The sequence below is a fragment of the Corallococcus sp. CA041A genome, assembly GCF_003612075.1.
GTDB lineage: Bacteria > Myxococcota > Myxococcia > Myxococcales > Myxococcaceae > Corallococcus > Corallococcus exiguus.
Genome location: NZ_RAWF01000137.1, coordinates 1 through 26,848, shown reverse-complemented (window position 1 = coordinate 26,848; position 26,848 = coordinate 1). Strand labels below are relative to the sequence as shown.

Annotated in this window: 24 protein-coding genes; 20 read left to right on the top strand and 4 right to left on the bottom strand. The window is 70.5% G+C overall.

The features are described 5' to 3' along the window. The first annotated feature begins 416 nt into the window (after positions 1-416). The 4 genes from D7V77_RS23750 to D7V77_RS23735 all read left to right on the top strand — a co-directional run bounded on the left by D7V77_RS23750 (position 417) and on the right by D7V77_RS23735 (position 4,291). Entirely contained in the window at positions 417-1,754 is a 1,338-nt protein-coding gene (locus tag D7V77_RS23750; RefSeq protein ID WP_120578578.1) for a M24 family metallopeptidase, read from the top strand. A 79-nt stretch (positions 1,755-1,833) separates the two neighbouring features. Then, positions 1,834-2,610, top strand: coding sequence for a hypothetical protein (locus D7V77_RS23745; protein WP_147452139.1), 777 nt, complete (start codon positions 1,834-1,836; stop codon positions 2,608-2,610). An 11-nt stretch (positions 2,611-2,621) separates the two neighbouring features. Then, complete coding sequence (locus D7V77_RS23740; protein WP_120578576.1) at positions 2,622-3,641, top strand: hypothetical protein; 1,020 nt, start codon at positions 2,622-2,624, stop codon at positions 3,639-3,641. A gap of 2 nt (positions 3,642-3,643) precedes the next feature. Further along, a complete protein-coding gene (locus D7V77_RS23735; RefSeq protein WP_120578575.1) occupies positions 3,644-4,291 on the top strand; it encodes a hypothetical protein in 648 nt (215 codons plus the stop codon). A 48-nt stretch (positions 4,292-4,339) separates the two neighbouring features. Here D7V77_RS23735 and rtcR read toward each other — a convergent pair whose 3' ends face one another. After that, the gene (rtcR, locus tag D7V77_RS23730) at positions 4,340-5,971 is read right to left on the bottom strand and encodes an RNA repair transcriptional activator RtcR (RefSeq protein ID WP_120578574.1); all 1,632 of its coding nucleotides are present in this window, start codon (positions 5,969-5,971) and stop codon (positions 4,340-4,342) included. A gap of 146 nt (positions 5,972-6,117) precedes the next feature. Here rtcR and D7V77_RS23725 point away from each other — a divergent pair, with 146 nt between their 5' ends. From D7V77_RS23725 to D7V77_RS23710, 4 genes are all read left to right on the top strand, one after another. Then, positions 6,118-7,353, top strand: a complete 1,236-nt coding sequence (locus tag D7V77_RS23725) for an RtcB family protein (protein ID WP_120578573.1) — start codon at positions 6,118-6,120, stop codon at positions 7,351-7,353. A 188-nt stretch (positions 7,354-7,541) separates the two neighbouring features. Continuing rightward, the gene (gene rtcA, locus D7V77_RS23720) at positions 7,542-8,558 is read left to right on the top strand and encodes an RNA 3'-terminal phosphate cyclase (protein ID WP_120578581.1); all 1,017 of its coding nucleotides are present in this window, start codon (positions 7,542-7,544) and stop codon (positions 8,556-8,558) included. Between the two features lie 136 nt (positions 8,559-8,694). Next, positions 8,695-9,552, top strand: a complete 858-nt coding sequence (locus tag D7V77_RS23715; RefSeq protein WP_120578572.1) for an Fpg/Nei family DNA glycosylase — start codon at positions 8,695-8,697, stop codon at positions 9,550-9,552. A gap of 6 nt (positions 9,553-9,558) precedes the next feature. Beyond that, positions 9,559-9,816 carry a hypothetical protein gene (locus tag D7V77_RS23710; protein ID WP_171811156.1) on the top strand — a complete coding sequence of 86 codons (258 nt, stop codon included), beginning with the start codon at positions 9,559-9,561 and terminating at the stop codon, positions 9,814-9,816. Here the strand turns inward: D7V77_RS23710 and D7V77_RS23705 are convergent, their stop codons facing one another. Further along, complete coding sequence (locus D7V77_RS23705; RefSeq protein ID WP_120578571.1) at positions 9,817-10,476, bottom strand: hypothetical protein; 660 nt, start codon at positions 10,474-10,476, stop codon at positions 9,817-9,819. Between the two features lie 107 nt (positions 10,477-10,583). Between D7V77_RS23705 and D7V77_RS23700 the strand changes: the two genes are divergently transcribed. From D7V77_RS23700 to D7V77_RS23680, 5 genes are all read left to right on the top strand, one after another. Beyond that, positions 10,584-11,720 carry a response regulator gene (locus D7V77_RS23700; protein ID WP_120578570.1) on the top strand — a complete coding sequence of 379 codons (1,137 nt, stop codon included), beginning with the start codon at positions 10,584-10,586 and terminating at the stop codon, positions 11,718-11,720. Positions 11,721-11,807: 87 nt separating this feature from the next. Beyond that, the gene (locus D7V77_RS23695; RefSeq protein WP_120578569.1) at positions 11,808-12,557 is read left to right on the top strand and encodes a YebC/PmpR family DNA-binding transcriptional regulator; all 750 of its coding nucleotides are present in this window, start codon (positions 11,808-11,810) and stop codon (positions 12,555-12,557) included. 36 nt (positions 12,558-12,593) lie between these two features. Beyond that, the gene (gene ruvC, locus D7V77_RS23690) at positions 12,594-13,175 is read left to right on the top strand and encodes a crossover junction endodeoxyribonuclease RuvC (protein WP_120578568.1); all 582 of its coding nucleotides are present in this window, start codon (positions 12,594-12,596) and stop codon (positions 13,173-13,175) included. Beyond that, a complete protein-coding gene (gene ruvA / locus D7V77_RS23685; RefSeq protein ID WP_120564076.1) occupies positions 13,172-13,786 on the top strand; it encodes a Holliday junction branch migration protein RuvA in 615 nt (204 codons plus the stop codon). Before ruvC ends, ruvA begins: the two co-directional genes overlap by 4 nt. Positions 13,787-14,072: 286 nt before the next feature. Next, positions 14,073-15,557 carry an ELWxxDGT repeat protein gene (locus D7V77_RS23680; RefSeq protein ID WP_120578567.1) on the top strand — a complete coding sequence of 495 codons (1,485 nt, stop codon included), beginning with the start codon at positions 14,073-14,075 and terminating at the stop codon, positions 15,555-15,557. A gap of 9 nt (positions 15,558-15,566) precedes the next feature. Here the strand turns inward: D7V77_RS23680 and D7V77_RS23675 are convergent, their stop codons facing one another. Continuing rightward, positions 15,567-16,652: a hypothetical protein gene (locus D7V77_RS23675; protein ID WP_120578566.1), complete on the bottom strand. Its 1,086-nt coding sequence runs from the start codon at positions 16,650-16,652 to the stop codon at positions 15,567-15,569. A gap of 119 nt (positions 16,653-16,771) precedes the next feature. Between D7V77_RS23675 and ruvB the strand changes: the two genes are divergently transcribed. From ruvB to D7V77_RS23645, 6 genes are all read left to right on the top strand, one after another. Further along, the gene (ruvB, locus tag D7V77_RS23670; protein ID WP_120578565.1) at positions 16,772-17,809 is read left to right on the top strand and encodes a Holliday junction branch migration DNA helicase RuvB; all 1,038 of its coding nucleotides are present in this window, start codon (positions 16,772-16,774) and stop codon (positions 17,807-17,809) included. A gap of 18 nt (positions 17,810-17,827) precedes the next feature. After that, positions 17,828-19,312, top strand: a complete 1,485-nt coding sequence (locus D7V77_RS23665) for a hypothetical protein (RefSeq protein ID WP_120578564.1) — start codon at positions 17,828-17,830, stop codon at positions 19,310-19,312. Between the two features lie 448 nt (positions 19,313-19,760). Beyond that, positions 19,761-20,705 carry a UDP-3-O-acyl-N-acetylglucosamine deacetylase gene (gene lpxC / locus D7V77_RS23660; protein WP_120564081.1) on the top strand — a complete coding sequence of 315 codons (945 nt, stop codon included), beginning with the start codon at positions 19,761-19,763 and terminating at the stop codon, positions 20,703-20,705. 56 nt (positions 20,706-20,761) lie between these two features. Further along, positions 20,762-21,856, top strand: coding sequence for a thioredoxin domain-containing protein (locus D7V77_RS23655; RefSeq protein WP_120578563.1), 1,095 nt, complete (start codon positions 20,762-20,764; stop codon positions 21,854-21,856). Positions 21,857-21,883: 27 nt separating this feature from the next. After that, positions 21,884-23,122: a DUF4388 domain-containing protein gene (locus D7V77_RS23650; RefSeq protein WP_120578562.1), complete on the top strand. Its 1,239-nt coding sequence runs from the start codon at positions 21,884-21,886 to the stop codon at positions 23,120-23,122. A gap of 126 nt (positions 23,123-23,248) precedes the next feature. Continuing rightward, positions 23,249-23,887 (top strand): hypothetical protein, encoded by a 639-nt coding sequence (locus D7V77_RS23645; RefSeq protein ID WP_120578579.1) that lies wholly within the window; start codon positions 23,249-23,251, stop codon positions 23,885-23,887. 137 nt (positions 23,888-24,024) lie between these two features. Here D7V77_RS23645 and D7V77_RS23640 read toward each other — a convergent pair whose 3' ends face one another. Next, complete coding sequence (locus tag D7V77_RS23640) at positions 24,025-25,644, bottom strand: leucyl aminopeptidase (protein ID WP_120578561.1); 1,620 nt, start codon at positions 25,642-25,644, stop codon at positions 24,025-24,027. A gap of 138 nt (positions 25,645-25,782) precedes the next feature. Between D7V77_RS23640 and D7V77_RS23635 the strand changes: the two genes are divergently transcribed. After that, the gene (locus D7V77_RS23635; protein ID WP_120578560.1) at positions 25,783-26,679 is read left to right on the top strand and encodes a hypothetical protein; all 897 of its coding nucleotides are present in this window, start codon (positions 25,783-25,785) and stop codon (positions 26,677-26,679) included. Positions 26,680-26,848: the final 169 nt, after the last annotated feature.

Genomic DNA, 26,848 nt, shown 5'->3' with positions numbered 1-26,848 from the left:
CCCGGGAGCCGAGGGGGTACCGGGTCGAGGAGCAGGAGGGGGACGGGGAAGAGGACTCCCGGCACGAAGGCGAGGAATCGCTCTTCGATTTCGAGGAAAGCGACCTGGATTGGGTCGCCAGCTACTGAGGTAACGGCGCGCGCGGTTGGATGTCCGCGCTCCACGCGGCCTTCGGGGGAGGGCCGCCGCTTCCAGTGGATTCGCTGGCCGTGAGGCCTGTCGGATTCCAGGTGTCCCGAACCGGGGGGGACGGGATCCGGAAGCGTGTGGGAGCGAGGACATCCGAGCGGGTGAGCAGGTGGGAATGCGCCCCAGGCCCTCCGTTCCCGGACCCATGGGTTCCGGGAGCGGGGGGCTTCGGTTTTTCTGGGGCGCGCTAGGCTGCTCCGCCTCCTTCTCGACCCGGAGTTCCCGACATGAACCGTTGGCGCGCAGTCCTACCCGCCCTGAGCCTGGGCTGTCTGGTGGCGTGTGCCACCGTCCCCGCGAGCGCTCCCACCACGTCACCCGTGCCGCCGCCGTCCCAGGAGCGGGCCCTGCGCGAGTCCTGGCTGAAGGAGCGGCACGGGCTGCTGCTGGACATGATGCGCCGGCACGGCGTGGCCATGTGGGTCGTGGTCAACGAGGAGTTCCACGATGATCCGCTGACGGCCTGGGTCGCGCCGCCGCTGCCGTACGCGGGCAACCGCGACGTGTTCGTCTTCGTGGACGCGGGCGACGCGGGGCTCCAGAAGGTCGCGTTGACGGGCTACGCCACGGAGGCGGTGGCGCGCTTCTTCGAGGCGCCCCCGGTGGAGCGCAAGCAGGCGGAGGCGCTCGCGGACCTGGACGCGCGCTACCACCCGCGCACCATCGCGCTGGCCATGGACGGGCGGCGGGGCGTGACGCGCAGCCTGACGCACGACACCTACAAGTGGCTGGTGGAGGCGCTGGGCCCATCCGCGGAAGCGCGCTTCGTGAGCGCGGCGCCGCTCATCGAGGAGTACCTGGACACGCGGCTGCCCGGCGAGTTCACGCCCTACCGCGACCTGGTGGTGCTGACGGAGTCGCTGGTGAAGCGGGCGCTCTCCAACGAGGTGGTGGTGCCCGGCAAGACGACGGTGGGGGACGTGCGCCGCTGGCTCTACGACGCGCTGTTCGACGCGCGCGTGGGCACGTGGTTCCAGCCGGACCTGCGCGTGCAGCGGCAGGGCATGAAGGACGGCTTCTCCCGGGGCTTCCTGGCGGTGGCGGACGAGGCGGTGGTCATCCAGCGCGGCGACCTGCTGCACGTGGACTTTGGCGTCTCGGCGCTGGGGCTGAGCACGGACTGGCAGAAGATGGCGTACGTGCTGAAGGACGGGGAGACGGACGCGCCGGAGGGGTTGAAGCGCGCGCTGGAGAACACGCGGACGCTGCAGGACGCGCTGATGCTGCGCGCGTCGCGGCCGGGGCGCTCGTCGGCGGATGTCTACGACGCGACGATGGCGGAGATGAAGGAGCGGGGCATCGAGGCCAAGGTCTACAGCCATCCGCTGGGCGCGCAGGGGCACGCGCTGGGCGCGTCCATCGACTTCCGCGCGGCATCGCGCTCCGAGGCACCCAGACTGTTGCGCAAGGGCTCGTACCTCGCGGTCGAGCTCAACACCGTCACGCCCGTGCCAGAGTGGGGTGGGCAGCAGGTGGCGGTGATGCAGGAAGATCCGGCGTACCTGACGGACGAAGGCTGGCGGTTCTTCGTGCCGCGCCAGGACGCCTTCTATCTCATCCACTGACGACACGAAGGGAGCGGACGTGATGCGCGTGGGCAGACCATGGACGACGTTCGGAAGGGGGGCGTGCGCACTGCTCCTCATGGGACTCACGGGGTGCAGCGCAGCCAGTGGGGACGACTCTCCCGCGCGGCAGGAGAGTCCCCTGGCCGCGGAAGCATCACTCCGGCCGCCGCGCGCGGTGGACAGTCTGCTCAGTCTGTTCGACCAGACAGCCTCCGTGGTGGAGGGTGAAGTCACGGACGTGCGCAGTGAGTATTCGCCGCGCACGGGCCCGTGGACGGTGGTGACGCTGGGAAACGTGCGGACGCACCTGGGCGCGGCTCCGCGTGAGCTGCGCCTCAAGCAGGCCGGAGGGGTGCTGCCGGATGGACGGCAGCTCGTGGTGAGCCATGTGCCCCGCTTCGTCCGGGGCGCGCGCTACGTGGTCTTCCTTCGCAACACCGGCTGGAGCCTGTCGCCGGTGCTGGACGAGCACGCCTTCCGCGTGGAGTCGGTGGCGGGCCGCGAGGTGCTCGTCGGGGCCGAGGGCGGGCTCGTGGCGGGCCTGGGCTCCGCGGGTGTGCGGCAGACGGCGCCGGTGTTCGAGACGGTGGACTTGATGGGTGCCCGTCCGGCGCTGCGCGCGGAGGCGCAGGCCCGGGGGACTCCAGAGGGAATGGAGCGCGAGGCGTTCCTCTCGCTGCTCCAGAATCACCTGCGCGCGCGCGGGCTCTCCGTGACGGGAGCGTTCCGCGAGGAGCCCGTCACCACCGCGTCGTCGATGTCCGTGCCGGTGACGCCCGCCGCGGGCGCGTCCGTGGTGCCGGGTGCCGTTCCCCTCCAGCCCGAGCGGGACATCCCGCCCGGCCAGCCGTGATGAGGTCCGCCATGAAGACAACGACATTCGTGGGCGTCGTCGCGGCACTGGTGCTGGGCGGCATGGAGGCGGGCGCCGCCGCCTGGGACACGTGCAACGGGATGCCGGTGAAGTGGTACAGCGGGCCGGCCGTGTACCGGAACCGGTGCAGCATCCCGGACTCCGGCAACGTCAACACGGCGTACTGGAACGGCTTGCGGCAGTGGGACGACCTGTCTCACATCGTCAGTGGCTTCAACGTGAACGCGGCGACGGACTGCTCGCTGGACCACAGCGACGGGCAGAACGAGATCGGCCTGTGTGACCGGGCGTCCATCGACGGGAACAACGGCGTGACGTACTCCGTCGTGGGGCTGTGCTTCATCGGGGCCAACGGCATCGACGAGGCGGACGTCTGCATCGCCAGCGACCTGGACTTCACGCCGCGCACCGGCAATTCGTTTGGCACGTCGGGCCGGAGCACGTTCGTGCACGAGGCGGGGCACTTCTTCGGCTTCAAGCACGAGGGCGGGCACAGCATCCTGCGCACCTCGCCGCCGCACATGGTGACGGGCGGCTACGAGTCTTCCACGCTGTGGCCCACGAACGCGCAGGGCATGAACACGCTGTACGGCTATTCGGTGACGAAGCCGAACCTGCTGCCGTCCTCCATGGGCGTGGTGGGGGACGTGGCGCAGACGCTGGACCCGGCCGGCACGAAGACGGTGTGCCGGGGCACGGCGCAGAGCGTGAAGTTCTACGTGGGCAACATGGGCAACGCGGCCGTGTCGTCCTACTCGATGCGCGTGCGCCTGAGCACGACCGCGCCGCCGAACGGTTACTACGAGTCCACCAACGTGGTGGGCACGTTCAACCACTCGCTGGGAGCGTTCTCGGAGGGCATCTACTCGCTGGGCTTCACGGTGCCGTCGACGCTGCCGTTCACCACGTACTACGTCTACCTGGACATGGATCCGGCGGGCGCGGTGGATGAGCTGAAGGAGAACGACAACACCACCGTCAGCGCCATGGTCCTGCGGGTGGGGTGCTGAGCATGCGGCACGGGGCCTTGTGGGTGGGGCTGCTGCTGGGCGCGTGCGCGAAGCCGAGGGAGGAGCGGGTGACGTCGCGTGATGCCCTCACGGCGGCGGAGCTTCCCCAGCCACGCGGCGCGGCCACGGTGCGCATGGACCCGAGCACCTACTCGGCCCCGTCCGTGCGGTTCATCGCCGACTTCCTGGGGGAGCCGCCTGTCACCCTGATGCTGGTCGCGCTGAATGCGCAGGCAGAAGACGGGGGCACCTGGCGCTTCCGCATGGCGGTGGACGAGAAGTTCTTGAAGTCGAAGCACGCCACCGCGCGGATCATCCCGCAGACGGCGATTGGCCCGGGCCTCGTGGTGGTGGACTACCAGCAGCCCAACGGGCCCGCGATGATGATGGACGAGGGCACCCTGGACCTGACCGTCACCGGGAAGCAGGCGAAGGGCGAGGTGCGCGGGAAGGACGGCAGCGTGCGCGCGACGTTCCAAGGCCCCCTCACCGTCGAATGCACGGTGCCGCCCGCGTGGCCGAGCAGCGTGAACGCGCCCGCGGCACCGCCCGCGCCCGTCCCGTCCTCTCCCGATGAAGGGACGGTCCGGGTTCCCGATGAGGCCCTGTCCACGCCGCAATGCCGGGCCATGGCGGATGCCTTCCGCTGACGCCAGCCTCTCCCGTGGGCCCACCCAGCCGGGCCCACGGGGGCTGAGTCACTCCGCGTCGCGACCGCTCACATCCGCCCAGGTCAGACCGAAGCGCGCCAGGTACTTCCGGAGCCGGTCCGCGTCGTTGACGCTCTTCTTCTGCGCACGCGATTGAGCGAACAACGTCCGGCCCGCGTCTGACAACGAGCGCGCGGAGCGGCACACCGTCACCACATCCGCGAACTGCACCCGGTCGAACCGGTCCAGCTCCGAGGCCCGCACCGCGCCCATCACCTCCACCAGCACGTCCTCGCCCGCTGACGTCGCCGCCGCGCCCGCGGGGCGCCACTGCGTCCGCAGTCGGTCCAACTCCTCGTCCACCACCTCGCGGGTCATGCGCCCGCCATCCGCCAGCGTGGACATGCGCAGCACCGCCGCGTTGAGGTCGCGGAAGTTGCCGCTCCACCGGGCCTCGGGGGACGTGGCGAAGCGCAGGAAATACTCCTGCGCCTCCTTGCTCATCGTCACCCGCGTCCCCAACGCCTGCGACGCCTGATCCAGTTCGTATTGCAGGTTGGGCGCGATGTCCTCCGGACGTTCGCGCAGCGCGGGCAGCCGGAAGGTCCACAGGTTGATGCGCGCGAGCAGGTCCTCGCGGAACCGCCCCCGCTCCACGTCCAGTTGGAGGTCGCGGTTCGTTCCCGCGATGAGCTGGAAGTCGCTCTCCGCCTCCTTGTCCGCGCCCACCGGCAGGAACCGCTTGTCCTCCAGCGCGCGCAGCAACATGGCCTGCTCGTCCGCGCCCAGCTCTCCAATCTCGTCCAGGAACAGCACGCCGCTATTCGCCTGCCGCATCAGTCCGGGCCGGTCTCCCACCGCGCCCGTGAACGCGCCCTTCACGTGACCGAAGAGCGTGGACATGGCGCCGTCGCCGCGCAGCGTGGCGCAGTTCAGGTCCACGAACGGGCCCGTCACCTGGTTGCGCGCCTTCTTCAGCGCGTAGATGCGCTTCGCGAGCCGCGACTTGCCCGCGCCCGTGGGGCCCGTCAGCAGCAGCGGCGCTCGGGATTGAACCGCCACCTGTTCAATCCGCTCGATGATCCGGTTGAACGCGGCGTTGTGCGTGTCGATGCCGGACTTGAGGAACGACAGGCCCTCACGCTGCTGTTGCCGGAAGCGCGCCGCCAGCGTGTCGTAGTTCGACAGGTCCAGGTCGATGATGGCGTGCGTGCCCACCGCCCCGTGGTCCTTCCCCTTGCCCGGAGACGTCTGCACCAGCCGGCCCGGAATCAGCCGGCTCTCCACCAGGAGGAACATGCAGATCTGCGCGATGTGCGTGCCCGTGGTGATGTGCACCAGGTAGTCCTCTTCCTCCGGATGGAAGGCGTGCGCGCGCACGTGGTCCAGCAGCGCGCCGTAGGTCTCCTCCAGGTTCCACGGATCCCGGATGGGCAGGGACGTGAGCCGCACCTGCGTCTCCGGGGACACCTGCGAGATGTCGTCCCGGATGACCGCCGCCAGTGACGTCCCGTGGGGCGGGTGCAGCAGCTCCAGCCGGTGCACCAGCAGGTCCTCCTGCTGGCACAGCGACACCGTGGGCCTCCACCGCGTCCAGCGGTTCGCCCCCATCCCCGTGTCCAGCGTCGTCCCCAGCATCCCGATGACGACCGTCCGCCGCGCCTTCGCTTTTTGAGCCATCAGGATACGTATTTATCCCATGGGATATGGATTTCCAGTCTGCCCCGGGTACTCCCCTCGGGAACGGCGTTGGCACGCCGGCTGCTCTAGCTCCCCCACGTGACCGGGACCCAGCGCCCGGTCGAACGACCGAAAGGTGCAGCGCCATGGACCGGACGAACGCGAACTACGAAGTGATGTCGGACGAAGCGGGTCGCCCCATCAAGACGTGGACGGTGGGGGTGCCGTTCGAGGACGAGGCGAAGAAGCAGCTTCGCAACCTCCGCGGCCTGCCCTTCATCCACAAGTGGATCGCCGCGATGCCGGACGTGCACCGCGGTTACGGCGCGACGGTCGGGAGCGTGGTGCCCACGGTGGGCGCGGTGGTGCCGGCGGCGGTGGGCGTGGACATCGGATGCGGGATGATCGCCGTGCGCACGACGCTGCGCGCGGATCAGCTGCCGGACTCGCTGCGCGGGGTGCGCTCGGCCATCGAGGCGGCGGTTCCGCACGGCCGTACGGACAACGGCGGCCGGAATGACCGTGGCGCGTGGAAGGACTCGCCCGCGACGCATACCGGTGCCTGGGCCCGCCTGGCGGAAGGGTACGCCCGTATCGTCGCGAAGCATCCTCGCATCGGCCGTGGGCCGGAGCTGGCGCACCTGGGAACGCTGGGAACGGGTAACCACTTCATCGAGCTGTGCGTCGATGAGTCGGACGGCGTGTGGCTGATGCTGCACTCGGGGTCGCGCGGCGTGGGTAACCGCATCGGAAGCCACTTCATCGAGCTGGCGAAGCAGGACATGGAGCGCTTCTTCATCCGCCTGCCGGACGCGGACCTGGCGTACCTGCCGGAGGGGACGGAGCACTTCGACGACTACGTGTTCGCGGTGAGCTGGGCGCAGGACTTCGCGGCGATGAACCGCGAGCTCATGCTGCACTCGGCGGTGGAGGCCCTGAAGGCGAGCGGTGAGCTGCCTCCGTTCGAGCTGTCCGAGTCCGCGGTGAACTGCCACCACAACTACATCTCGCGCGAGCACCACTTCGGAAAGAACTGCTTCGTGACCCGCAAGGGCGCGGTGCGGGCGCGCGAAGGCGACATGGGAATCATCCCCGGCAGCATGGGGGCCCGTTCCTACATCGTCCGCGGGAAGGGAAACGCGGATGCCTTCCACTCGTGCAGCCACGGCGCGGGCCGGGCGATGTCGCGCGAAGCGGCGAAGAAGCGCTTCACGCTGGATGACCACGCGAAGGCGACCGCGGGCGTGGAGTGCCGCAAGGACGTGGACGTGATTGACGAGACGCCGGCCGCGTACAAGTCCATCGACGCCGTGATGGCCGCGCAGGCGGACCTGGTGGAGGTCGTCCACACGCTGAAGCAGGTGGTGTGCGTGAAGGGATAGCCGAAGGGTAACCCCACCCGCCGTCCTGCGGAGGTGCACATGCCGGGATGAAGACGCCGAGGCGCCCGTTCCCCCCAAGAGGTCCGCGAAAGCGGCCGTTAAGGGTGGGGGAGCGGGCGCCGCTATTTTTTGAAATCAGGGATGGGATGCTGCGCACGTCCGCGAGCGCGCAAAGGAGCACCACGCACATGGTTCGCATCGATGGTTCACAGGGGGAAGGGGGCGGCCAGGTGCTGCGCACGGCGTTGGCGCTGTCGCTGGTGACGGGCACGCCGTTCGAGATGGTCAACGTGCGCGCCGGCCGCGCCAAGCCGGGCCTGCTGCGCCAGCACCTCACCGCGCTCAAGGCAGCGGAGACGGTGGGCGCCGCGGAGGTGACGGGCGCGGAGCTGGGCTCCAAGCAGCTGTCCTTCCATCCGCGTGCGCTGTCGGCGGGCAACTACCACTTCGCGGTGGGCACGGCGGGCAGCGCGACGCTGGTGCTCCAGACGGTGCTGCCCGCGCTGCTGCACGCGGAAGGGGCCTCCACGCTGATGCTGGAGGGCGGGACGCACAACCCGGCGGCGCCGCCGTTCGAGTTCCTGGAGAAGGCGTACCTGCCGCTCCTGCGCCGCATGGGCCCGCGCGTGGACGTGACGCTGGAGCGGCCCGGCTACTATCCGGCGGGCGGGGGCCGGTTCCGCGTGGACATCCACCCCACGAAGCTCCAGCCGCTCCAGTTGCTGGAGCGCGGCCGGGTGCTGCGCACGGAGGCCGTGGCCCAGGTGGCGGCCATCCCCTTCGACGTGGCGAAGCGCGAGCTGGACACCGTGGCCGCCGCGCTGAAGCTGCGTCCGGATCAGCAGCGGCCGGAAGAACTCAAGCGCGCCTTCGGTCCGGGCAACGTGCTGCGCGTCGAAGTGGAGAGCGAGCACGTGACGGAGGTCTTCACCGGCTTCGGTGAACGCGGCAAGCGCGCGGAAGTCGTGGCGGAGGAGGTCGCCGCGAAGGTGAAGCGCTACCTGGACGCGGGCGTGCCCGTGGGCGAGCACCTGTGTGATCAGCTCCTCTTGCTCTGTGCCCTGGCGAAGGGTGGCAACTTCCGCACGGTGGCACTGGACAGCCATTCGCTCACGCAGCGCGAGACGATGGCGCACTTCCTCGACGTGAAGGTGGACGCGCGGGAGCTGGAGCGCGACGTGCACGAGGTGACGGTGCGCGCCTGACGTGGGTTGGGGCAGGGCGGTGCCCCCTTGGCCGGCCGGATGCCCGGCGGTCGGACGAGGCACGCGCTCAGCAGGGCTCAACCCATGGCGTTACCTCGCAGCCTTCCTACGTTGTGACCCGTGGGGGAGGCTGCGCGTGGCGGAAGTCCCTGAAGTCGAAATCATCATCCGAGACCTGAAGCAGGCCGTCGTGGGCCGGCGCTTCGTGGGCGCGGAGGTGCTGATGCCCGCGGCGGTGCGCTTCGCCTCGCCGCCGGACTTCATCCAGAACCTCCAGGGTCGCAAGGTGCTCGCGGCGGAGCGGCGCGCGAAGTTCATGCTGCTCACGTTGGACGACGGGCAGACGCTCGCGCTGCACTTCATGCTCTGGGGTGAGTTGCAGCTGCGGCCCGTGGGAAGCGAACGGCCTCCCGCGACGCTCGTGGTCCTCACTCTGGAGGGCAACGAGGAACTCCAGCTCACCGACACGCTGGGCTACGCGCGCGTTGCGCTGGGGCCGACAGCGCTGCTGGCCTCGCAGCTCAAACTGGAGGAGCTGGGACCGGAGGCGCTCGACGAGGTCTTCACTCCGGAGGTCCTGGCGAAGCAGCTTCGCCGCAGGCGCAGCCCGCTCAAGACGGTGCTCTTGAATCAGCGCGTGCTCGCGGGGCTGGGCAACCGCGACGCGGACGAGAGCATGTGGGTCGCGGGCATCGAACCCCGGCGGCTCGCATCGTCGCTGTCCCCGACGGAAGTCGTCCGGCTGCACCAGGGCATCCGCGACGTGCTGGAAGAGGGCCTGCGGCTGCGCGGCACGCAGCGCGACCTGTTCGGTGTGCAGGGGCAGGCGAAGCACCGGCGCAACATCTTCGGCAAGACGGGAGCGCCTTGTCCCCGCTGCGCCACGCCCGTGTCTCACCTGCGCATCGGCGGACGCAACACGCATTGGTGTTCGCACTGCCAGCCCGCGGACGGCGCCGCGACAGAGGCCCCGGCGCAGACGTCACTGCTCTGAGCTGGTATGAACGGGAGCGTGTCCGACGTTCCCGTCCCCTCGCCCCTGTCTCTCGATGACGCGCTCGCGCGAGCGAGCGAGGAACTCCAGTTCCCCAGCTACTACCAGTCCAGCGTGCGGCCGCTCCTGCGCAACCCCGAAGGACGCTGGCCCCACTGCTGCGGCGGAGGCTGTGAGCCGTGCGCCCAGACGCTCATCCGCGTCGCGCTGCGTGCGCTCGAGCTGATGGGCACGCCGCGCCAGAGCCCTCCGCCGGACTTCTAGTCAGAACAGCCGCGTCCCCAGGCCCACGCGCCCCGTGAGCCCCAGCCGCGTGTGGCCCGCGCCCGCGCGCTCCTGGAACGTCTCCACGCCCACCTGTCCCGCCGCGAGCAGCGACAGGTTGCCGCCCAGGTAGACCTCCACGCCAAAGCCTCCCAGCGCCTGGAAGCGCCGCTGCTTGTCACCCGTGAGCCCCAGGTCGATGGGCAGGTCCACCAGGCCCAGCACCACCACGGTGTCCGCCACCCGGTAGCCCGCCACCATCCCCGGCAGGATGCGCACCAGCACGCCGGAGAAGTTGTCGTCGTCCATGTACGTGGAGCCGGAGTTGAGCACCAGGCCCACGCCCAGCGTCGGCGCCAGCCGGAACGCCCCGCTCCGCACCACCTCCTTGCGGCCCACGAGCTCCAGCGACGCGCCCAGCTTGAACCAGTCGAAGCGCGCCCGCGCCTCCACCTCCAACGCGCCCAGGCCCTGCCGGAACCCCAGGCCCACCTCCGGCGCGCCCGTGTAGCCATAGAGCGCCGTCGCCCCCGCAGGCAGCATCACCGGCGCCACCACGGAGCCCAGCGGGTCCTCCTGTGAGAAGGACACTTCGGCATCCTGGGCGGAGGCCAGTCCGGGCACGGCGAGGAGGGCGAGCAGGAGTCCGAGGCGCGTCATGGGCGCGCACCCTAGCTTGGGATGCAGCCTGGCCAAAACCCAACGAATCCAGGGACTTGGGGGCAGGTTGTACATTCGCAAGGGATCCCTGGAAGAATAGGGAATCCATGGTTGCCTACCTGCACGCCGCACCGCCTCCTGATGCCTCCATGCCCGGAGGTCCCGACGCACTCGACCTGCAGGGTGGGGCCGGGGGCTGGGTGCTGCTTGTGGGTGACACTCCGCGGCCCACGGTGGCGGAGGCGCTTGTCCGCGAAGGCTTCGACTCCGTGCACGTGGACGGCGCACGCGCGGCGCTGGAGCGGCTGGGCGTGGAGGCGGGAGGAACGCTACCGGACGCGGCGCCCATGGCCTCGAAGGCCGAGCTGCCCCGGCTGGTCATCATCGACGCGGACCTGCCGGACGGCGATGGCTTCAGCCTCTGCGGCGTGCTCCGCGCGGACCCGAAGTGCGCGCACCTGCCGGTGCTGCTGGTGGCAAGGTACGCGGAGGAGTTCCACCGCGACCTCGCCGCGGGGGTGGGCGCGGACGAGTACCTGGTGGAGCCGGTGGAGGCGCGCGATGTGGCGATGCTCGCGCGGCTCAAGGCGGGACGGCGCGGCGAGGAGGACGTCTACGACGCGCACACCTCGACCCTGCCGCTCGGGGCGCTGCTGCGCGCGCTGCTGTCCGGCGTGCGCTCGGGGCGCGTGGTGCTGTCGGAGGACTCCGGCGCTCTCTTCTTCCGCCATGGCCTGGCGGTGGACGCGGCCTTCCACGGCGAGCGCGGCATCCTCGCGTTCCGGCGCCTGCTGTGCTTCGGCTCGGGCGCGTACACGGTGACGTTCGGCCCGGAGCTGCAGCGGGGCAGCTTCTCCATGGACCGCCAGTTCCTGTGCGAGCAGGTGGAGCCAGCCCTGGAGCGCTTCGAACAGCTGCGCGTCAAGGGCCTGCCCCTGGCGGCGCGGCTCACGGTGGACTTCGCCCGGCTCGCGCAGGAGCTGCCCTCGCTGCCGGAAGACGTGGAGCAGGTGGTGCGCCTCTTCGACGGGCGGCGCACCGTGCGCGCCATGCTCCTGGAGTGCCGCTTTCCGGAGGCCCTGGCCTACGAGGCGGCGACCCGCCTGTTCATGCTGGGTGTGCTGGTGCCCGCCATCCTGGTGGAGGAGCGCGAGCGCGCCCGGGAGTCCGCCGGACCGCCCCGCCTCTTCGAGCCCGCCCTTGCTCCCGATTCCGAGTCGGAGCCCGGGCGGGATGCGTCGTGAGGGTTTGACTCGGGCGGCCTGCTCGGGGCACAAGGCCGGGAACGCCACGGGCTGAACGCCCGTCCACCCCACGCCGAAGCCGCCGCCATGTCCGGTCACAACCGCTGGTCGAAACTCAAACGCCGGAATGCCGTCCTGGGCGTGGCCAAGGGCAAGCTCTACTCCAAGGCCATCAAGGAGATGACCGTCGCCGCGCGCCTGGGCGGCGGTGACCCGTCCAGCAACGCCCGCCTGCGCGTAGCCGTGGCCCTGGCGCGCGAGTCGAACATCCCGCGCGACACCATCGAGCGCGCCATCAAGAAGGGCACGGGCGAGCTGGCCGGCGAGTCCTACGAAGAGGTGACGTACGAGGGCTACGGCCCCGGCGGCGTCGCGCTCATCATCGAGTGCCTCACGGACAACCGGAACCGCTCCGCCAGCGACGTGCGAAACCTCCTGAGCAACTACGGCGGGAACATGGGCGCGGAAGGCGCCGTGGGCTGGATGTTCCACAAGAAGGGCGTCATCACCGTGAAGCCCGGCCCCACCGAGGACCAGGTGATGGAGCAGGCCCTGGACGCGGGCGCGGAGGACGTCGTGGACCAGGGGCCGGACGGCTTCGAGGTGCGCACCGCCCCCGCGGACCTGCACACGGTGGGCACGAAGCTGGAGGCCGCGGGCCTGCCCCTGGGCGAACAGAAGTGGACCTTCGTGCCGCAGAACACCGTGAAGGTGGAAGGCGACAACGCGAAGCGCCTGTTGAAGCTGATGGACGCGCTCGACGACAACGACGACGTGCAGCACGTGCACGCCAACTTCGAAATCGACGAGTCCCTGATGGAGTCGCTGTCCACGTAAAGCCCTTGATGGGGCGCGTGGGAAAGGAACGGGCCGGTGCGGGTACTCGGCGTGGACCCTGGCAGCCGCTTCATGGGCTTCGGGGTGGTGGAGGAGAAGAAGGGCAAGCTCGTGCACCTGGGCCATGGCGTCATCAAGGTGGTGGAGTCCGCGCCCCTCGCTGAACGCCTGAAGGACCTGCACGCCGCCTTGAGCGCCGCGCTCCAGCGCTACCAGCCGGAGGCCGTGGCCGTGGAAGGCCTCTTCACGCACCGCAACGCCCGGAGCGCCCTGGTGCTGGGACACGCGCGCGGCGTGGCGCTGCTCGCCGCGGCGCAGGCGGGCCTGCCCGTGCACGAGTACGCCCCCGCCAGCGTGAAGAAGTCCGTGGGTGCCAGCGGCGCGGGCGGCAAGGACGCCGTGGCGCGCATGGTGCGCACGCTGCTCGGCGTGGAAGAAGCGACGCTGGAGCGCGCGGATGCCAGTGACGCGCTCGCCGTCGCGCTGTGCCACTTGAACCAGTTTCGCGTGGGGATGCCCCGCGCCAGCGCTCCCGGCAACGGCAAGCGCAAGGGGGCCGCGTCGGTGCTCGCGGACCGCCTGTCGTCCGCCTACCAGCGCCCGGAGACCCGCCGATGATCGCCCGGCTGCGTGGCAACGTGTTGGAGAAGGGCCCCGAGGATGCCGTCATCGACGTGCACGGCGTGGGCTACCGCGTGAACCTGTCCACCGTCTCGCTGGGCAAACTGCCCGCGGACGGCCAGCCGGTGGACCTGCGCATCCGCACCGTGGTGCGCGAGGACGCCTTCGAGCTCTTCGGCTTCCTCTCCCCAGCGGAGGAGGAGCTCTTCCAACTGCTCAACACCGTGTCCCGCGTCGGTCCGCGCATGGCCCTGGGCGTGATGTCCGGCATGGAGGTGGGCGAGCTCATCGCGGCGCTGTCGCGCGGTGAGACGAGCCGGCTCGCGAAGATCCACGGCGTGGGCAAGAAGACCGCGGAGCGGCTCGTCCTGGAGCTCAAGGAGAAGGTCCGCAACCTCCACTCGGAGGGCATCGCGCGCGGCACCACGCCCCGCGCGCCCGTCACCTCCGGCAACAAGGCGGACCTCGTCTCCGCGCTGCTCAACCTGGGCTACAAGCAGCCCCAGGCGGAGAAGGCCGCGGACGTCGTCATCGAGCAGCTGGGCCCGGACGCCTCCTTCCAGGCCCTCTTCCGCGAAGCGCTCAAGGCCCTGCGCTCCAGTCCGTGACTTCCGGACACCGCTCCGCCCTCCAGGGCGAGACGCGGTGCTTCCTGGAGCGGGAAATCCTCGGAAAAAACGCGCAACTCTTTTTCCTGTAGGAAGCCGTTGTCGTCACACGGCGAACGCGCCTGCCGTTCGCTGGTCATCACCCGGGGATCCACGTCGCTCACGGTTTGACACCCCTGAGCAATCCTGCCGGGCCATGAGCTGGCCCATTCCGCTGCAAATATCAATTTCCAGCGCAGATGCGGTGGTCCCGAAAGGACCGCGCCGCGCCCAGGAGGCGTGTGTCATGGCGACGTGGCGGGGTGTTTCGGTCGTCGTGCTGCTGCTCTCCGGCGTCATCGGAGTGGGGTGCGGCGCGGCCGAAGGCGAGGACGTGTCGGCGGTGGGCGAGGTGTCCGCGGCGCTGGAGTCAGCGGCGTATGGAGGCCCGCAGCCGTGTGGCCCGTCCGCGCGGATTGTTGGAGATGTCCGGCGCGGCGAGGAGGGCTCGGCGCCGGAGACGCTGGTGGAGGTGGCCGGGCAGGTCTTCTACGCCGCGAATGACGGCGTGTCCGGCCGCGAGCTGTGGGTGACGGACGGGAGCGCCACGGAGGCGCGCCGGGTGAAGGACGTGCGGCCCGGTGCGTACGGCAGCACGCCGCGCTTCCTCACGCGGATGGGCGGGCGGCTGTTCTTCGTCGCGGACGACGGCGCGCACGGGCCGGAGCTGTGGCTGTCGGACGGCACCGCGAAGGGCACGGTGCTGGTGGCGGACATCCGGCGCGGGGCGCAGGGCAGCGCGCCGGACGCGCTGACGGTGGTGGGCAGCCGGCTGTACTTCACCGCGGATGACGGCGTGCGCGGCCGCGAGCTGTGGAGCACGGACGGCACGGCGAAGGGCACGCAGCTCACGCAGGAGTTCGCGCCCGGGCAGGCCTCGCTGTACCTGGACGACCTGACGGAGTGGAACGGGAAGCTGGCGCTGGTGGCATACGGCGACGCGGTGACGCTGTGGGTGGTGGAGGGGCGCACGGGCACCTCACGGGCGCTCTTCCGCGGTCCGGAGCAGTCCGTCGTCTTCTCGCTGACGCCCGCGGGGAAGGACCGCCTCTTCTTCCTCGTGGACGTGGGCTTCGGCGAGGCCGACCTCTGGGTGACGCGGGGCCAGCCCTTCCTCACCTTCCCGCTCCGGCACTTCGCGGGGGACTACCCGTCGGAGCTCACGCCGCTGGGCAGCGCCGTGTACTTCATGGCCGGCGCGGAGGGCTTCTTCGGCGAGCCCGGGGACCTGTTCCACGGCGGCGAGCTGTGGAAGAGCGACGGCACGCTCCTGGGCACCCGCCTGGTGAAGGACGTGCGGCCGGGGCCCGAGGGCTCGCTGCCTTCCGGGCTGACGGTGCTGGACGGGCGGCTGTACTTCGCGGCGGATGACGGCGTGCACGGCCGCGAGCTGTGGAGCTCCAACGGCACGGCGCAGGGCACGGTGCTGGTGCAGGACGTGGAGCCGGGCCCCGCGAGCAGCACCCCCACGGCCTTCGCGGTGCTGGACGGGTGGCTCTTCTTCTCCGCGACGACGGCCGGCCGGGGCCGCGAGGGCTGGTACTCCAACGGCGACCCGGGCCACGTGGACCCGATGCGCGACATCGCTCCCGCGGGGATGGACGCGAACCCCCACGGGTTCGTGCGCGCGGGGGGCTCTGTCCTCTTCATCGCCACGGACCCGGCGCAGGGGGAGGAACCCTGGGCGCTGCCCTTCCTCCCCGCGGCCCGCTGCGCCCGCCTGGAGCCCTGAGGGAGTCGACTACGCCGCGCGCCGGACCGCGGGCGTGGGGTGCAGCCCGCCCGTGTTCGGCGCGGGCAGCACCACGGTGGGCCCCAGGCCCGGGGCCAGCAGGTGCGAGGTGAGCAGCGAGGACGGGTGGAAGTTCACGAACGACGCGTCATGCGCGGACGGGCCCGCGAAGAGCTTCTCCACCACCATGGACGCGTACTGCTCCAGCGAGTCCTCGCGCGTGTTGCCGTTGAGCACCACCTCCCAGCCCATCTGCTCCGCGAAGCGGCGCACGCCGGGGATGCGCGACAACAGCGGCGTGTAGCTCTCCGTGCTCACGCCGTTCTCGCTCACCACGAACACTTCATTCGCGGTGGCCACCGCCAGGGACATGTTCCCCTGCGTGTGGCCGGGCGTGCTGAGCAGCGCCGCGCCCTGACCCAGCCACGTGTCCCCGTCCAGGAGCACCACGCGCTCGTCGGGAATGTCCGCGCCGCCGGGCACGAACCACACGTGCTGCATGGGGTGCAGGTGCTTCACCATGGTCCACTCCGCGCGCTGCACCAGCAGCTTCGCCCGGGGAAACACGGGCGCGGCGCCGTCACCGCCCAGCCAGCCGCGCAGGTCCTGGATGTGCAGGTGGTCGAAGGCCAGGTAGTCCACGTCCGACGGCGTCAGCCCCAGTTGCTCCAGGTAGCCCTGCACCGTGCCGTGGCGGGTGGACATCACCTTGTCGGAGAGGAACGCGCCGTAGCGCTCGCGCAGCGCGCGGTAGAAGGGCGCCGCGTGGCCCCGCTCGTAGTCGGTGGGGTTGAAGAGCAGCGTGCGCCGCTGGCCGGTGCCGGCCTCCGCGAACTGCACCACCTGCATGCGGTTGGTCATCATCACGTAGGGCGCTGGTGACAGCGCCGCCCCGCTGAAGGCGAACAGCGTGGGGTAGGGGAACGTGATGAGGTCGCACGTGGCCACCGCCGCCACCGGGCCTTCCCGGACGAAGGCTTCGCGGGCCTCCTGCGCGGCGCGGCGCAGCTTCTGGAGACGGGCGCCGGGCGAACGCTCGGTGCGGGCCTCGGGCAGGAGGGGCAGGGGACGGAATGGGGCAGAAGCGGAAATCATGACGCGACTCCCTTCGGGCAGGGGGACGTGCCCCCTGGCTGGCCGGTCGGCGTGCCGCTCCGAGTCTAGCGCCGCCAGAAGGGCAGCGACACGCGCCCCCTTCGCTGTATAGGGTCGGAATGGCGATGGCGAGGAAGTCCGACGACACCCTCTCGGGAGATGTTCAGCCGGAAGACATCCGGCTGGAGGTCTCCCTGCGCCCGCGCTCCTTCGACGAGTACGTGGGGCAGGGTGCGGTCGTCGAAAAGCTCAAGGTGTACGTGGCCGCGGCGAAGAGCCGGGGTGACGCGCTGGACCACTGCCTGTTCTCCGGCCCTCCCGGCCTGGGCAAGACGTCGCTCGCGTACATCATCGCGAACGAATTGGGCGTGGGCATCCACGTCACCAGCGGCCCCGCGCTGGAGAAGAAGGGCGACCTGGCGGGTCTGCTCACCAACCTCAACGAGCGGGACATCCTCTTCATCGACGAAATCCACCGCCTCAACGCCGCCGTGGAGGAATACCTCTACCCGGCGATGGAGGACTTCCGGCTGGACATCACCATCGACACCGGGCCCGCCGCCCGCGCGATGAAGATTGATTTGCCGCCCTTCACGCTGGTGGGCGCCACCACGCGCACGGGCCTGCTCACGTCCCCGCTGCGCGACCGCTTCCAGATTCAGGATCGCCTGGAGTACTACGAGCCGAAGTTCCTGGAGCAGATTCTCGACCGCTCCGCGCGCATCCTCGGCGTACCCCTGGACCGCGCCGCCAGCCGCGAAATCTCCACCCGCTCGCGCGGCACGCCCCGCATCGCCAACCGGCTGTTGCGCCGCCTGCGCGACTTCGCCCAGGTGGAGGGCAACGGCCGCATCACCTACGACCTGGCGCACGACTCGCTGAGCCGCCTGGGCGTGGACGCCAGCGGCCTGGACGCGATGGACCGCAAGATCCTCCTCACCATCCTGGAGAAGTTCGGGGGCGGTCCGGTGGGCGTGGAGACCATCGCCGCGAGCGTGGGCGAACAGCGCGACACCATCGAGGACGTCTACGAGCCCTTCCTGATGCAGGAGGGCTTCCTCATGCGCACGCCCCGGGGCCGCACCGCCACGCTGCGCACCTACCAGTACTTCAAGAAGACGCCGCCCCCCAGCTCCCCGCAAGGGGCGCTCTTCTAGCCCGCACCACTTCCCGCCATGAGCCAAGCCTCCGCGCCCGCCGTGCCCACGGTCATCCCCAGTCCCCGCGACTACTACGGCGACCTGATGCGCGCCTCTCAGGCCACGCGCGCGGGCTTCCTCGCCGAGCGCGAGCGCTGGCTCCGCGGCGTCCCGGTGGAGGGCCGCGAGGAGCTGCTCTTCGAGTTCGAGATGTGGCTGCGCGCCGTGGAGCGCTACCTGAACCTCCACAACTCCGTGGTGGACGCCCGCGCCCGGCCGCTCGTCACGCGCGACTTCCACGAGGAGCTGGTGGACGTGCGCGACGCCATGGAGCGCGCCGTGCGCGTCGCCCGGCACCTGCAGGACCCGGACAGCGACCCGAAGATGGTCTTCCGCAAGTACGTGGAGACCCAGCTCGCGGACGACCGCGTGCGCCGGCTGCTGATTGAAGAAGAGCTGGATCAGGAGACCCCGCCGGAGAGCCTCTTCGTCGTGCGCGAGGCGTTCGACGCGCTGAAGAACCTGCTCGACAACCTGCTCCAGCTGCCGCTCATCGGCCTGTCGCTGTTCCAGGACGTGGGCAAGCTGACGCTGCGGGAAATTGTCCTCAACCGCTACTTCCGCCCCTTCCGCCCGCTGGAGTTCCGCGTCGAGTACGACCGGCTGCGCTCCGTGCGCCTGCTGGACGTGCTGGGCTCGCTGCCCGCGGACACGCGGCCCCTCTTCACCACCGCGTTCCTGGGCCTCTTCCGCGTGCTGCACTACCTGACGCACGTGGACCCGGAGGCGCAGCCGCCCGTGCCGCGCCGCGTGCGCGTGCTCCTGTCCCTGGTGCGCGGCGAGGTGTCCGCCGTCGCCAGCTACCTGCACACGGACCTGTCTCCCAAGGCCGGCCCCAAGCACCTGCAGGCCGCCACGCTGCGCGCCGCGCGCGACCTGGCCCGCGAGACGGACCGCATCTCCCGCGAGGTGCTGGTGGACCTGGACCGCGACCCCGCCGCCCCGCTGCGCGCCGCGGAGGCCTTCACCACGCTCCTTCGCCAGCAGATCGTCGCGCTGGTGGACGCGCTGGCCCCCAACGGCTCGCTGGGGGATGAAGCCTTCGGTCACCTCACCAGCGCCCAGGACGCCGCGCTGCGCCTGCGCAAGGACCTGTGGGTCTACGCCCAGCTGTGCCGCGCGGCTGAAAGCCACCTGCGCTCGGAGGACGTGGCCGCCGCCGAGCGCGTGCTGGAGGCCCTCAAGTCGTTCCTCGACTACTTCCACGACGGCGGCTACCAGCTGCTGCGCTACGCGGACTACGACGCCTTCGACCGCTTCACCTCGCTGCTGGTGGAGCTGCCCTGGCCCCCGGAAGGCCCCGGCATCCGCAGCCGCCTGGCGGAGGACCTCCGGCGTTTCTCGCAGACGCTGGAGACCACCTTCCACGCCGTCAGCCGCCGCTCGCTCCTCCAGGGCCGCGGCTTCGACAGGCCGGACGCGGAAGCCCTGCGCGACCGCTTCCTGCCGCCTGCTCGCTGACCCACCCTCTGCGTCACGATTCCCGTCAAGCCCCGGACTCCCCGTATGTCCGGGATGTGCGTTTGCTTCCGGGCACTCGCCTGCGATAGAGACGCGCCCCTGTCACGTGGGTGACACGCACTCCGGGTTGGCGTGAAACCATTCGGGTGCCCCGGGGTTCGAAGGATGAATTCCGGACATCGCTGTCACGGTGGGAGGCGCAGTGGTGGGTTTCCCAAGAGGGGTGTCTGGGCTCCGGGCCCTGCCGTCCCCTGTCCCGGCGTCCCGTGCGCCAGCAGTTCCAGGGGGTTGGGAAGGGCGGGGCCTCCTTTTCAGGCAATTCTTGTGTCACGGCCGCGTGGCATGTTGATTGCTTTTATGCGCAGCGCGTCAGGCCGCCGTGGAACGGCCTGACGGGGCCATACCCCGCGTATGTCAGTACGAAGCAGTCCCTAGAGGCGACACCGACATGCTCCAGTTCAACGACTTCCAGCGCACCCTCTCCCAGCCGGCCATCTGCCGCGGCGTGGGGCTCCACTCCGGGTTGCCCGTGACGCTGACCCTGAAGCCCGCGCCCGCGGGGCATGGAATCGTCTTCGTCCGCACGGACCTGGAGCGCCCGGTGAGCATCCCCGCGCTGGCGGAGTACGTGGTGGACACGTCGCTGGCCACCACGCTGGGCCGCGACGGCGTGAAGGTGGGCACGGTGGAGCACCTGATGTCCGCGCTGGCGGCGCTGGGCATCGACAACGTGCGCGCGGAGCTGGACGGGCCGGAAGTGCCCATCATGGACGGCAGCGCCGCTCCCTTCACGCACGCCATCATGGAGGCCGGGTCGCACGAACTGGACGCGCCGCGCGAGTACCTGGTCATCAAGAAGAGCGTGGCGGTGACGGACGGCGACAAGCAGGCCTCGCTCACCCCCGCCCGGCGCTTCCGCATCAGCTGCACCATCGACTTCGAGCACCCCGTCATCCAGGGCCAGTCCTTCGACGTGGACGTGAACGACCGGGGGTTCTCGCGTGAAATCTCGCGCGCCCGCACCTTCGGCTTCCTGCGTGACGTGGAGAAGCTCAAGACGCTGGGCCTGGCGCGCGGCGGCTCGCTGGAGAACGCCGTCGTGGTGGACGAGGCCGCCATCCTCAACCCGGACGGCCTGCGCTTCCCGGACGAGTTCGTGCGCCACAAGATCCTGGACGCCATCGGCGACGTGTCGCTGTTCGGCCGGCCTGTCATTGGCCACATGACGGCGTTCAAGACGGGCCACGCGCTCAATCACAAGCTCGTGCGCAAGGTGTTGGCGGACCCCTCCAGCTTCGACATCGTCACGGCGCGCCGCCGGGACGTGGAGGGGCGTGAGCCGGGCCGTGGAAGCCTCGCGGGCGCGTTGGAGCTGGAGCCCCTGGTCGCCTGAACGACAGACTGGCAATTCCTTGCCAGTCCCGGGGACCTCTATTAAGTCGGCGGGCTATGTCCATGCGCTCTACTCGCATCGCCCTGGCCGCCCTCCTCGCGGCATCCCTCACCGCCGGCTGCAACAAGGAGAAGGCGCCGGCCAATGCCCAGGCGCCCGCCGCGCAGGTCCAGGCCGCCAACGCCACGGAGCCGGCGCCGGACACCGTGGTGGCCACCTTCGGCAACAACGAGAAGGTCACCTTCGGTGAGCTGAACGAGCGCATCAAGGAGCCGCTGGCGAACCTGGACAAGCAGAAGTTCCAGCTGCGCAAGCGCGGCCTGGAAGGGCTCGTCACGGAGCGCCTGGTGAAGGCCGAGGCGACCAAGCGCGGCATCACCGAGGACCAGCTGCTCAAGGCGGAGATCGACGACAAGATCCCCGCGCCGCCGGAAGAGAAGATCAAGGAAGTCTTCGACGGCGCCAAGGGTCAGCTGCCTCCGGGCGCGACCTACGAGCAGATGAAGCCGCAGATCGTGGAGTTCCTGTCCGGCCAGCAGAAGCAGGAAGTGGCCCAGAAGTTCTTCGACTCGCTGCGCGCGGGCGCCAACGTGAAGTACGAACTGCCCGAGCCCCCGCGCCCGCCCGCGGAGCGCAAGCAGGTGGCCGCCACCGGCCCGGCCAAGGGTCCGGAGAGCGCGCCGGTCACCATCGTGGAGTTCAGCGACTTCCAGTGCCCGTTCTGCAGCCGCGCCATCGGCACGGTGGACGAGGTGACGAAGCTCTACGGTGACAAGGTGCGCCTGGTGTTCCGCCAGTTCCCGCTGGACTTCCACCAGCAGGCGCAGAAGGCCGCCGAGGCCTCGCTGTGCGCGAACGAGCAGGGCAAGTTCTGGGAGATGCACGACAAGCTCTTCGCCAACCAGAAGGCGCTGGGCGTGGATGACCTGAAGAAGTACGCGGGCGAGCTGAAGCTGGACACCGCCAAGTTCAACACCTGCCTCGACTCCGGCGCGACGGCCGCGACGGTGAAGTCCGACATGGCGGACGGCTCCAAGGTGGGCGTCACCGGCACGCCGGCGTTCTTCATCAACGGCATCATGCTGTCGGGCGCGCAGCCCCTGGACGAGTTCAAGAGCATCATCGACGCGGAGCTGAAGGGCGCGAAGTAGTCCGTAGCGTCTGCAGGGAGGGATGCGGTGGCGTCCAAACCCAGGGCCACGCCCCGCGTGAGCGGTGAGGCGGCTTCGCTCGAACTGGAGCGGCCGCTCGCCGCTGTCGTCTCTCCCACCCGGCCCCTTTCGGCGCACTTCCTGGCGCCGGAGGGGCTGGTGCTCCTCCCGGAATCCCACGGCGCGGCTGGCTTCTTCGCCGGCAGCCTGGGGACGCTCTCGGTCGAGGAAGTGTTTGCCCAGATTCTTTCGGGCATCCGCACCGGCCAGCTCGTCGTGCAGCACGGCACCGTGCGCCGCACGGTGGCCTTCCGCGACGGGCAGGTGGTGTTCGCCACCTCCAGCGAGCGCTGGGAGCGCCTGGGCGCGGTGATGGTGCGGCTGGGGCTTCTGACGGAAGCGCGGCTCACCCAGGCGCTGGCGCAGGTGACGCCCGCGCGCCGCATTGGCCAGGTGCTCACGTCGCAGGGGCTTGTCTCCGAGGCCAGCCTCTACAGCGCCATGACGTTCGTGGTGCGTGAGGTGGTGCTCAACCTCTTCGAGATGGTGGAGGGCAGCTTCCTCTTCCTGGAGTCGAAGTCCCCCGCCGTGGACGCGGTGAAGCTGCCGGAGCGCACGCGCGACCTGGTGCTCACCGGCATCAAGCGCGCGGAGGAGACGGGCCGCCTGCGCCGCCGCTTCCCGGACGACATGCGCGTGACGCCCGGCCCCCAGGGCGCGCTGCCCGGCGAGGAGGCCCTGTTCGCGAAGCTGGGCGAGGGCACGACGCTGGGCGCGCTCCGGGCCGCCTACGCGGGCAGCCAGTACGCCTTCTACAGCGGCGTGGAGGAGGCGGTGCGCGGCGGCCACCTGTCCGTACAGGCCGCGGAGGCGCCTCCTGTTCCAGGTCCCGCGGTGGAGGGCATGGCCTGGGAGCTGTTGTCCGCGGAGGAGCGCTACAACCTCCTCCTGTCGCTGGTGCACCGCGCGCTGCGCGAGGCGGGCCGCGACGTGGACCTGCTGCGCGGCTTCGTGGAGTCGCCGCCGCCCGGACTGGAGGAGGCCTACCAGGGCGTCACGCTGGGGCCGGACGGACGGGTGGACGTGGCCCGGCTGCGCGCCAACGTGTCCACCAGCGGCGGCGAGGCGGTGGGCCGGGCGATGGCGCTGGAGGCGCTGGACGCGTTCGTGTCCTACGCGCTGTTCTCCGCGCGCAACGTGCTGCCGGCGGACGTAGCCGAGCGGCTGGCCAACACCTATCGCACCCTCCAGGGCGGCCTGTCGTAAGGCCGCTCCCGGGCGCGAAGTTTCCACCGTCTGACAGCACACACCGCCCCCGTGTGCCCCTGGCGGGCCCGGAGGTGGGTGTCCACGTTCCTCCCCACGGCTGGCGGCTGGCGGGGGACGAGCGACATGGGCGCGATGCGGATGTTGGGTTGGGGTGTGCTTCTGCTGAGCACGGCGTGTGGCGCGTCCCGGACGGCGGTGACGAAGGCGGAGCCCGGCACGGGTGGTTCCGGCATGGCGTCGGACGAGTCCGCTATCGCGTCCACCACGCGGCGCTACGTGGACGAGGACCTGGGCTTCGAAATCATCCGGCCCACGGCGGAGTGGCAGCTGGATGAGACGAACGAGCGCACCCCGGAGGGGCTGGCGATTCCCGTCATCCTGCGCCACCGCGTGACAGGGGCGCAGGTGGTGCTGCAGGTGGCGCCCGGCGTGGCCACGCCCGTGCAGTTCGCGGAGCGGCTGACGCAGGGGCTGCGCCAGCAGCCGGGCTTCACCACCACGGATCCGCAGCCCATCGCGCTGTCGGACAACGCGGTGGGATTCGACTTCCAGGTGGGCGAGGGCGTGCGCGGCAAGGTGGCCGTGCGCGAGGGCAACTCCGGCCGCGTGCTGATGATGCTGGCCACCTGGCCCACGGAGGCCACCGCTGGCATCACGGAGAGCGTGGACGCCCTGATGGCGGGCGTCCGTCCACTCCCGGAGCCGAGCGTGGCGGTGCGGGCACCCAGCGTGCCTGAAAAGGAGCCCGGCGACCCGCGCTAGCCGGCGCGAGGAATCGGGCTTCAAGGCTCCACGCGGATGCCCGCGCGGAGCCCGGCGATGCTTCGCAAAGGACTCCGCGCGGAGTTCGGCGACGCTCCGCGAAGGACTCCATGCGGAGCCCGGAGGCTCCACGGGGACTACGCGCGGGCCGGCTTGCCCTTGGTGGCCTTCGGAGCCTTGGCGGCCTTGGGGGCCTTCGCGGGCGCCTCGGCCTTGGTGGGCTCCGGCTGCGAGGCGATGCGCGCGGCCTGCTGGCGGACCAGCTCCACCAGCGTGCGCGCGCCAACGCCCGTGCCGCCCTTGTTGAGGTAGCCGCGCTCCTTGGGGCTGTTGGACGGACCGGCGATATCCAGGTGCACCCAGGGCGTGTCGCCCACGAACTCCTTGAGGAAGAGGGCCGCGTTGATGGCGCCGCCCCAGCGCTCGCCGGAGTTCTTCATGTCCGCCACGTCGGAGCGCAGCGCGTCCTTCTGCAGGTCGCTGACGGGCAGGCGCCACATCTCCTCGCCCGCGGCGCGCGCGGCGGTGAGCACGCTGTTCACCGTGTCGTCGTCGTCGCCGAAGGCGCCCACGATGTAGCTGCCCAGCGCCACCATGCACGCGCCCGTGAGCGTCGCCAGGTCGATGATGGCGGACGGCTCGTGCTCGCCGGCCCAGGTGAGCATGTCACCCAGCACCAGGCGGCCTTCCGCGTCCGTGTTGGTGATCTCCACCGTCTTGCCGGAGCGCGCGGTGAGGATGTCACCGGGCTTGTACGCCGTGCCGGACGGCATGTTCTCGCACGCGCCGATGAAGGCATGCACGGGGAAGGGCGGCTTCACCACGGAGCCGATGACCTTCATCGCGGCGAGCACCGCGGCGGAGCCCGCCATGTCCGTCTTCATCTCCACCATGCCCTCGGTGGGCTTGAGCGACAGGCCGCCCGAGTCGAACGTGATGGCCTTGCCCACCAGCGCCAGCGGGGCGCGCTTCGCGTCCTTCGCGTTCTTCGGCGTGTAGACCAGGTGGATGAGCCGAGGCTCCTGCACGCTGCCGGCGGTGACGCCCAGGAACATGCCCATGTTCAGGCGCTCAATCTCCTTGCGCGCGCCAATCTCCGCGGTGAGCCCGCCTTCCTTGGCGGCCTGCTGCGCGGCCTGCGCCAGCTTCGTGGGGGTCACCACGTTGGGGGGCTCGTTGACCAGGTCGCGCGCCCAGTTGACGGCCTCCGCCAGCTTGAGGCCCAGGTGGAGCGCGTCATCCAGCGCGCGCGACTTCTCCGTGCCCTCCGGCAGGGACAGCGTGGCGCGGGTGAGCTTGGGAGCGCCCTTGTCCTCGCGCGCGGAGGACTTGTACTTGTCGAAGCGGTAGACGCCCAGCTCCAGGCCCTCCACCACCGCGCGCACGGCCAGCGCCGCGTCGTCCGTGGCGGGCACGCGGAAGCCGATGGCGGTGGCCTTCAGCCGCTGCGCCGTCTTCGCCGCGCGGCCCGCGGCCAGCCGCAGCACCTCCGGCTGGAAGCGCGCGCGGTTGCCCAGGCCCAGGAGCAGGACGCGGTCCGCGCCCAGCTTCCCCAGCGTGTGCACGAGGAAGGACTGGTCCACCTTGCCCTTGAAGCCCTCCTGGGTGGCGGCGGCGCGCAGCTTGCCGTCCAGCGCCGCATCCGCAGCCGTCAGCGGCGCGGGGGCGGAATCACCCAGCTCGCCCTCGAAGAGGGGGATGACGAGCAGCTCACCGCTCACCGGCGCGGCTTCACCGGAGACGAGACTGAATTGCATGGCGACTTGGACTCCTGGACAGAGGGAGGGGGTGATCCGAGGGGCGCGACTGTAGACGCGCCGCGTGTTGCTCGCAAAGCGCTGGTTGCCACTCGGGCATTGCAATGCCCCTGCGCGCTGGATAGCTGTGCACTCCCAATGCCCACCCTGTTGCTGCATCTGACGGCCATCGAACGGTTGGCGGCCCACCCGGACGGGCTCCCCGCCGACTGGGTGCGCGCGCTGTCGGAGGACCTGCCGTACGCGCGCTTTGGCGCGGCGCTGCCGGACCTGCCGCTGTGCGCAGGCGTGCGCGGGGGCCTGGGCGTGATGATGCAGCCAGAGGCCGGCTGGCCCCCCTTCGCGCGGCTGTACCACGAGCGCGCCCCGGTGGGCCTGGGCCTGAAGATGGCGGAGCTCGTCGCCTCGGGCGCCCTCGTGGGCACGGAGGCGGGCCTGGCCATCCTCGCGGGGTATTTCACCCACCTGAGCCTGGACCGGCGCCTCCACCCGCTGGTGGACCAGCTGGTGCTGCGCCACCGCCGCAAGGGCGAGCGGGCCTCGGACGCACGGCGTCAGGTGGAGTGGGCCCAGACGCTCTTCTTCCTGCGCCAGCAGGACGGCACGGATGGCGTGGGCACCGCCCGCATCCGCGAGAAGTTCCAGGTGGTGAAGAGCTCTGGCATCCCGCTGCGAGGCATTGGCCGGGGCATCTACGAACTGGTGCGCCTGGCGTCGCAGGACCGCGTGGGGCAGGCCCCCACCAAGGCGGAGCTGGACGGCTGGGTGCGCGGTCTCTACGTCTCCGGGCTCTTCCTCTCCAGTCCGCTCGGCCGCACACGGGCCCTCCCGGCGTACTCGCAGCTCTCCTTCCAGGAGCTGTACCGCAATGATCACTTTGACTTCGCGGTGGAGCTGGACGCCGCGCTGGAGGTGACGCGCGGGCTGCTTCGAAAACTGCACGGCTACATGGCGCGCGGCACCTACACGCCGCGCACACGCGCGCGGTTCATGGAGGAGTTTCCAGAGGGAACGCTGGGCGCCACCGCCGCGTAGTGAACGGATCCGCACGGCCCGCGTCTCGGGCCTGTGTTCGCGTGCAGGGCATCCAGCCGATCGAGCAGGTTGCCCTCCGGGGCGTGGCGCTATCCGAAGCGGGGAGTGCCTCCTATCCTCGATAGGGAATGACAGTCTTGCTCCTCATGGCGGCGGGTGTGTTGGCGGG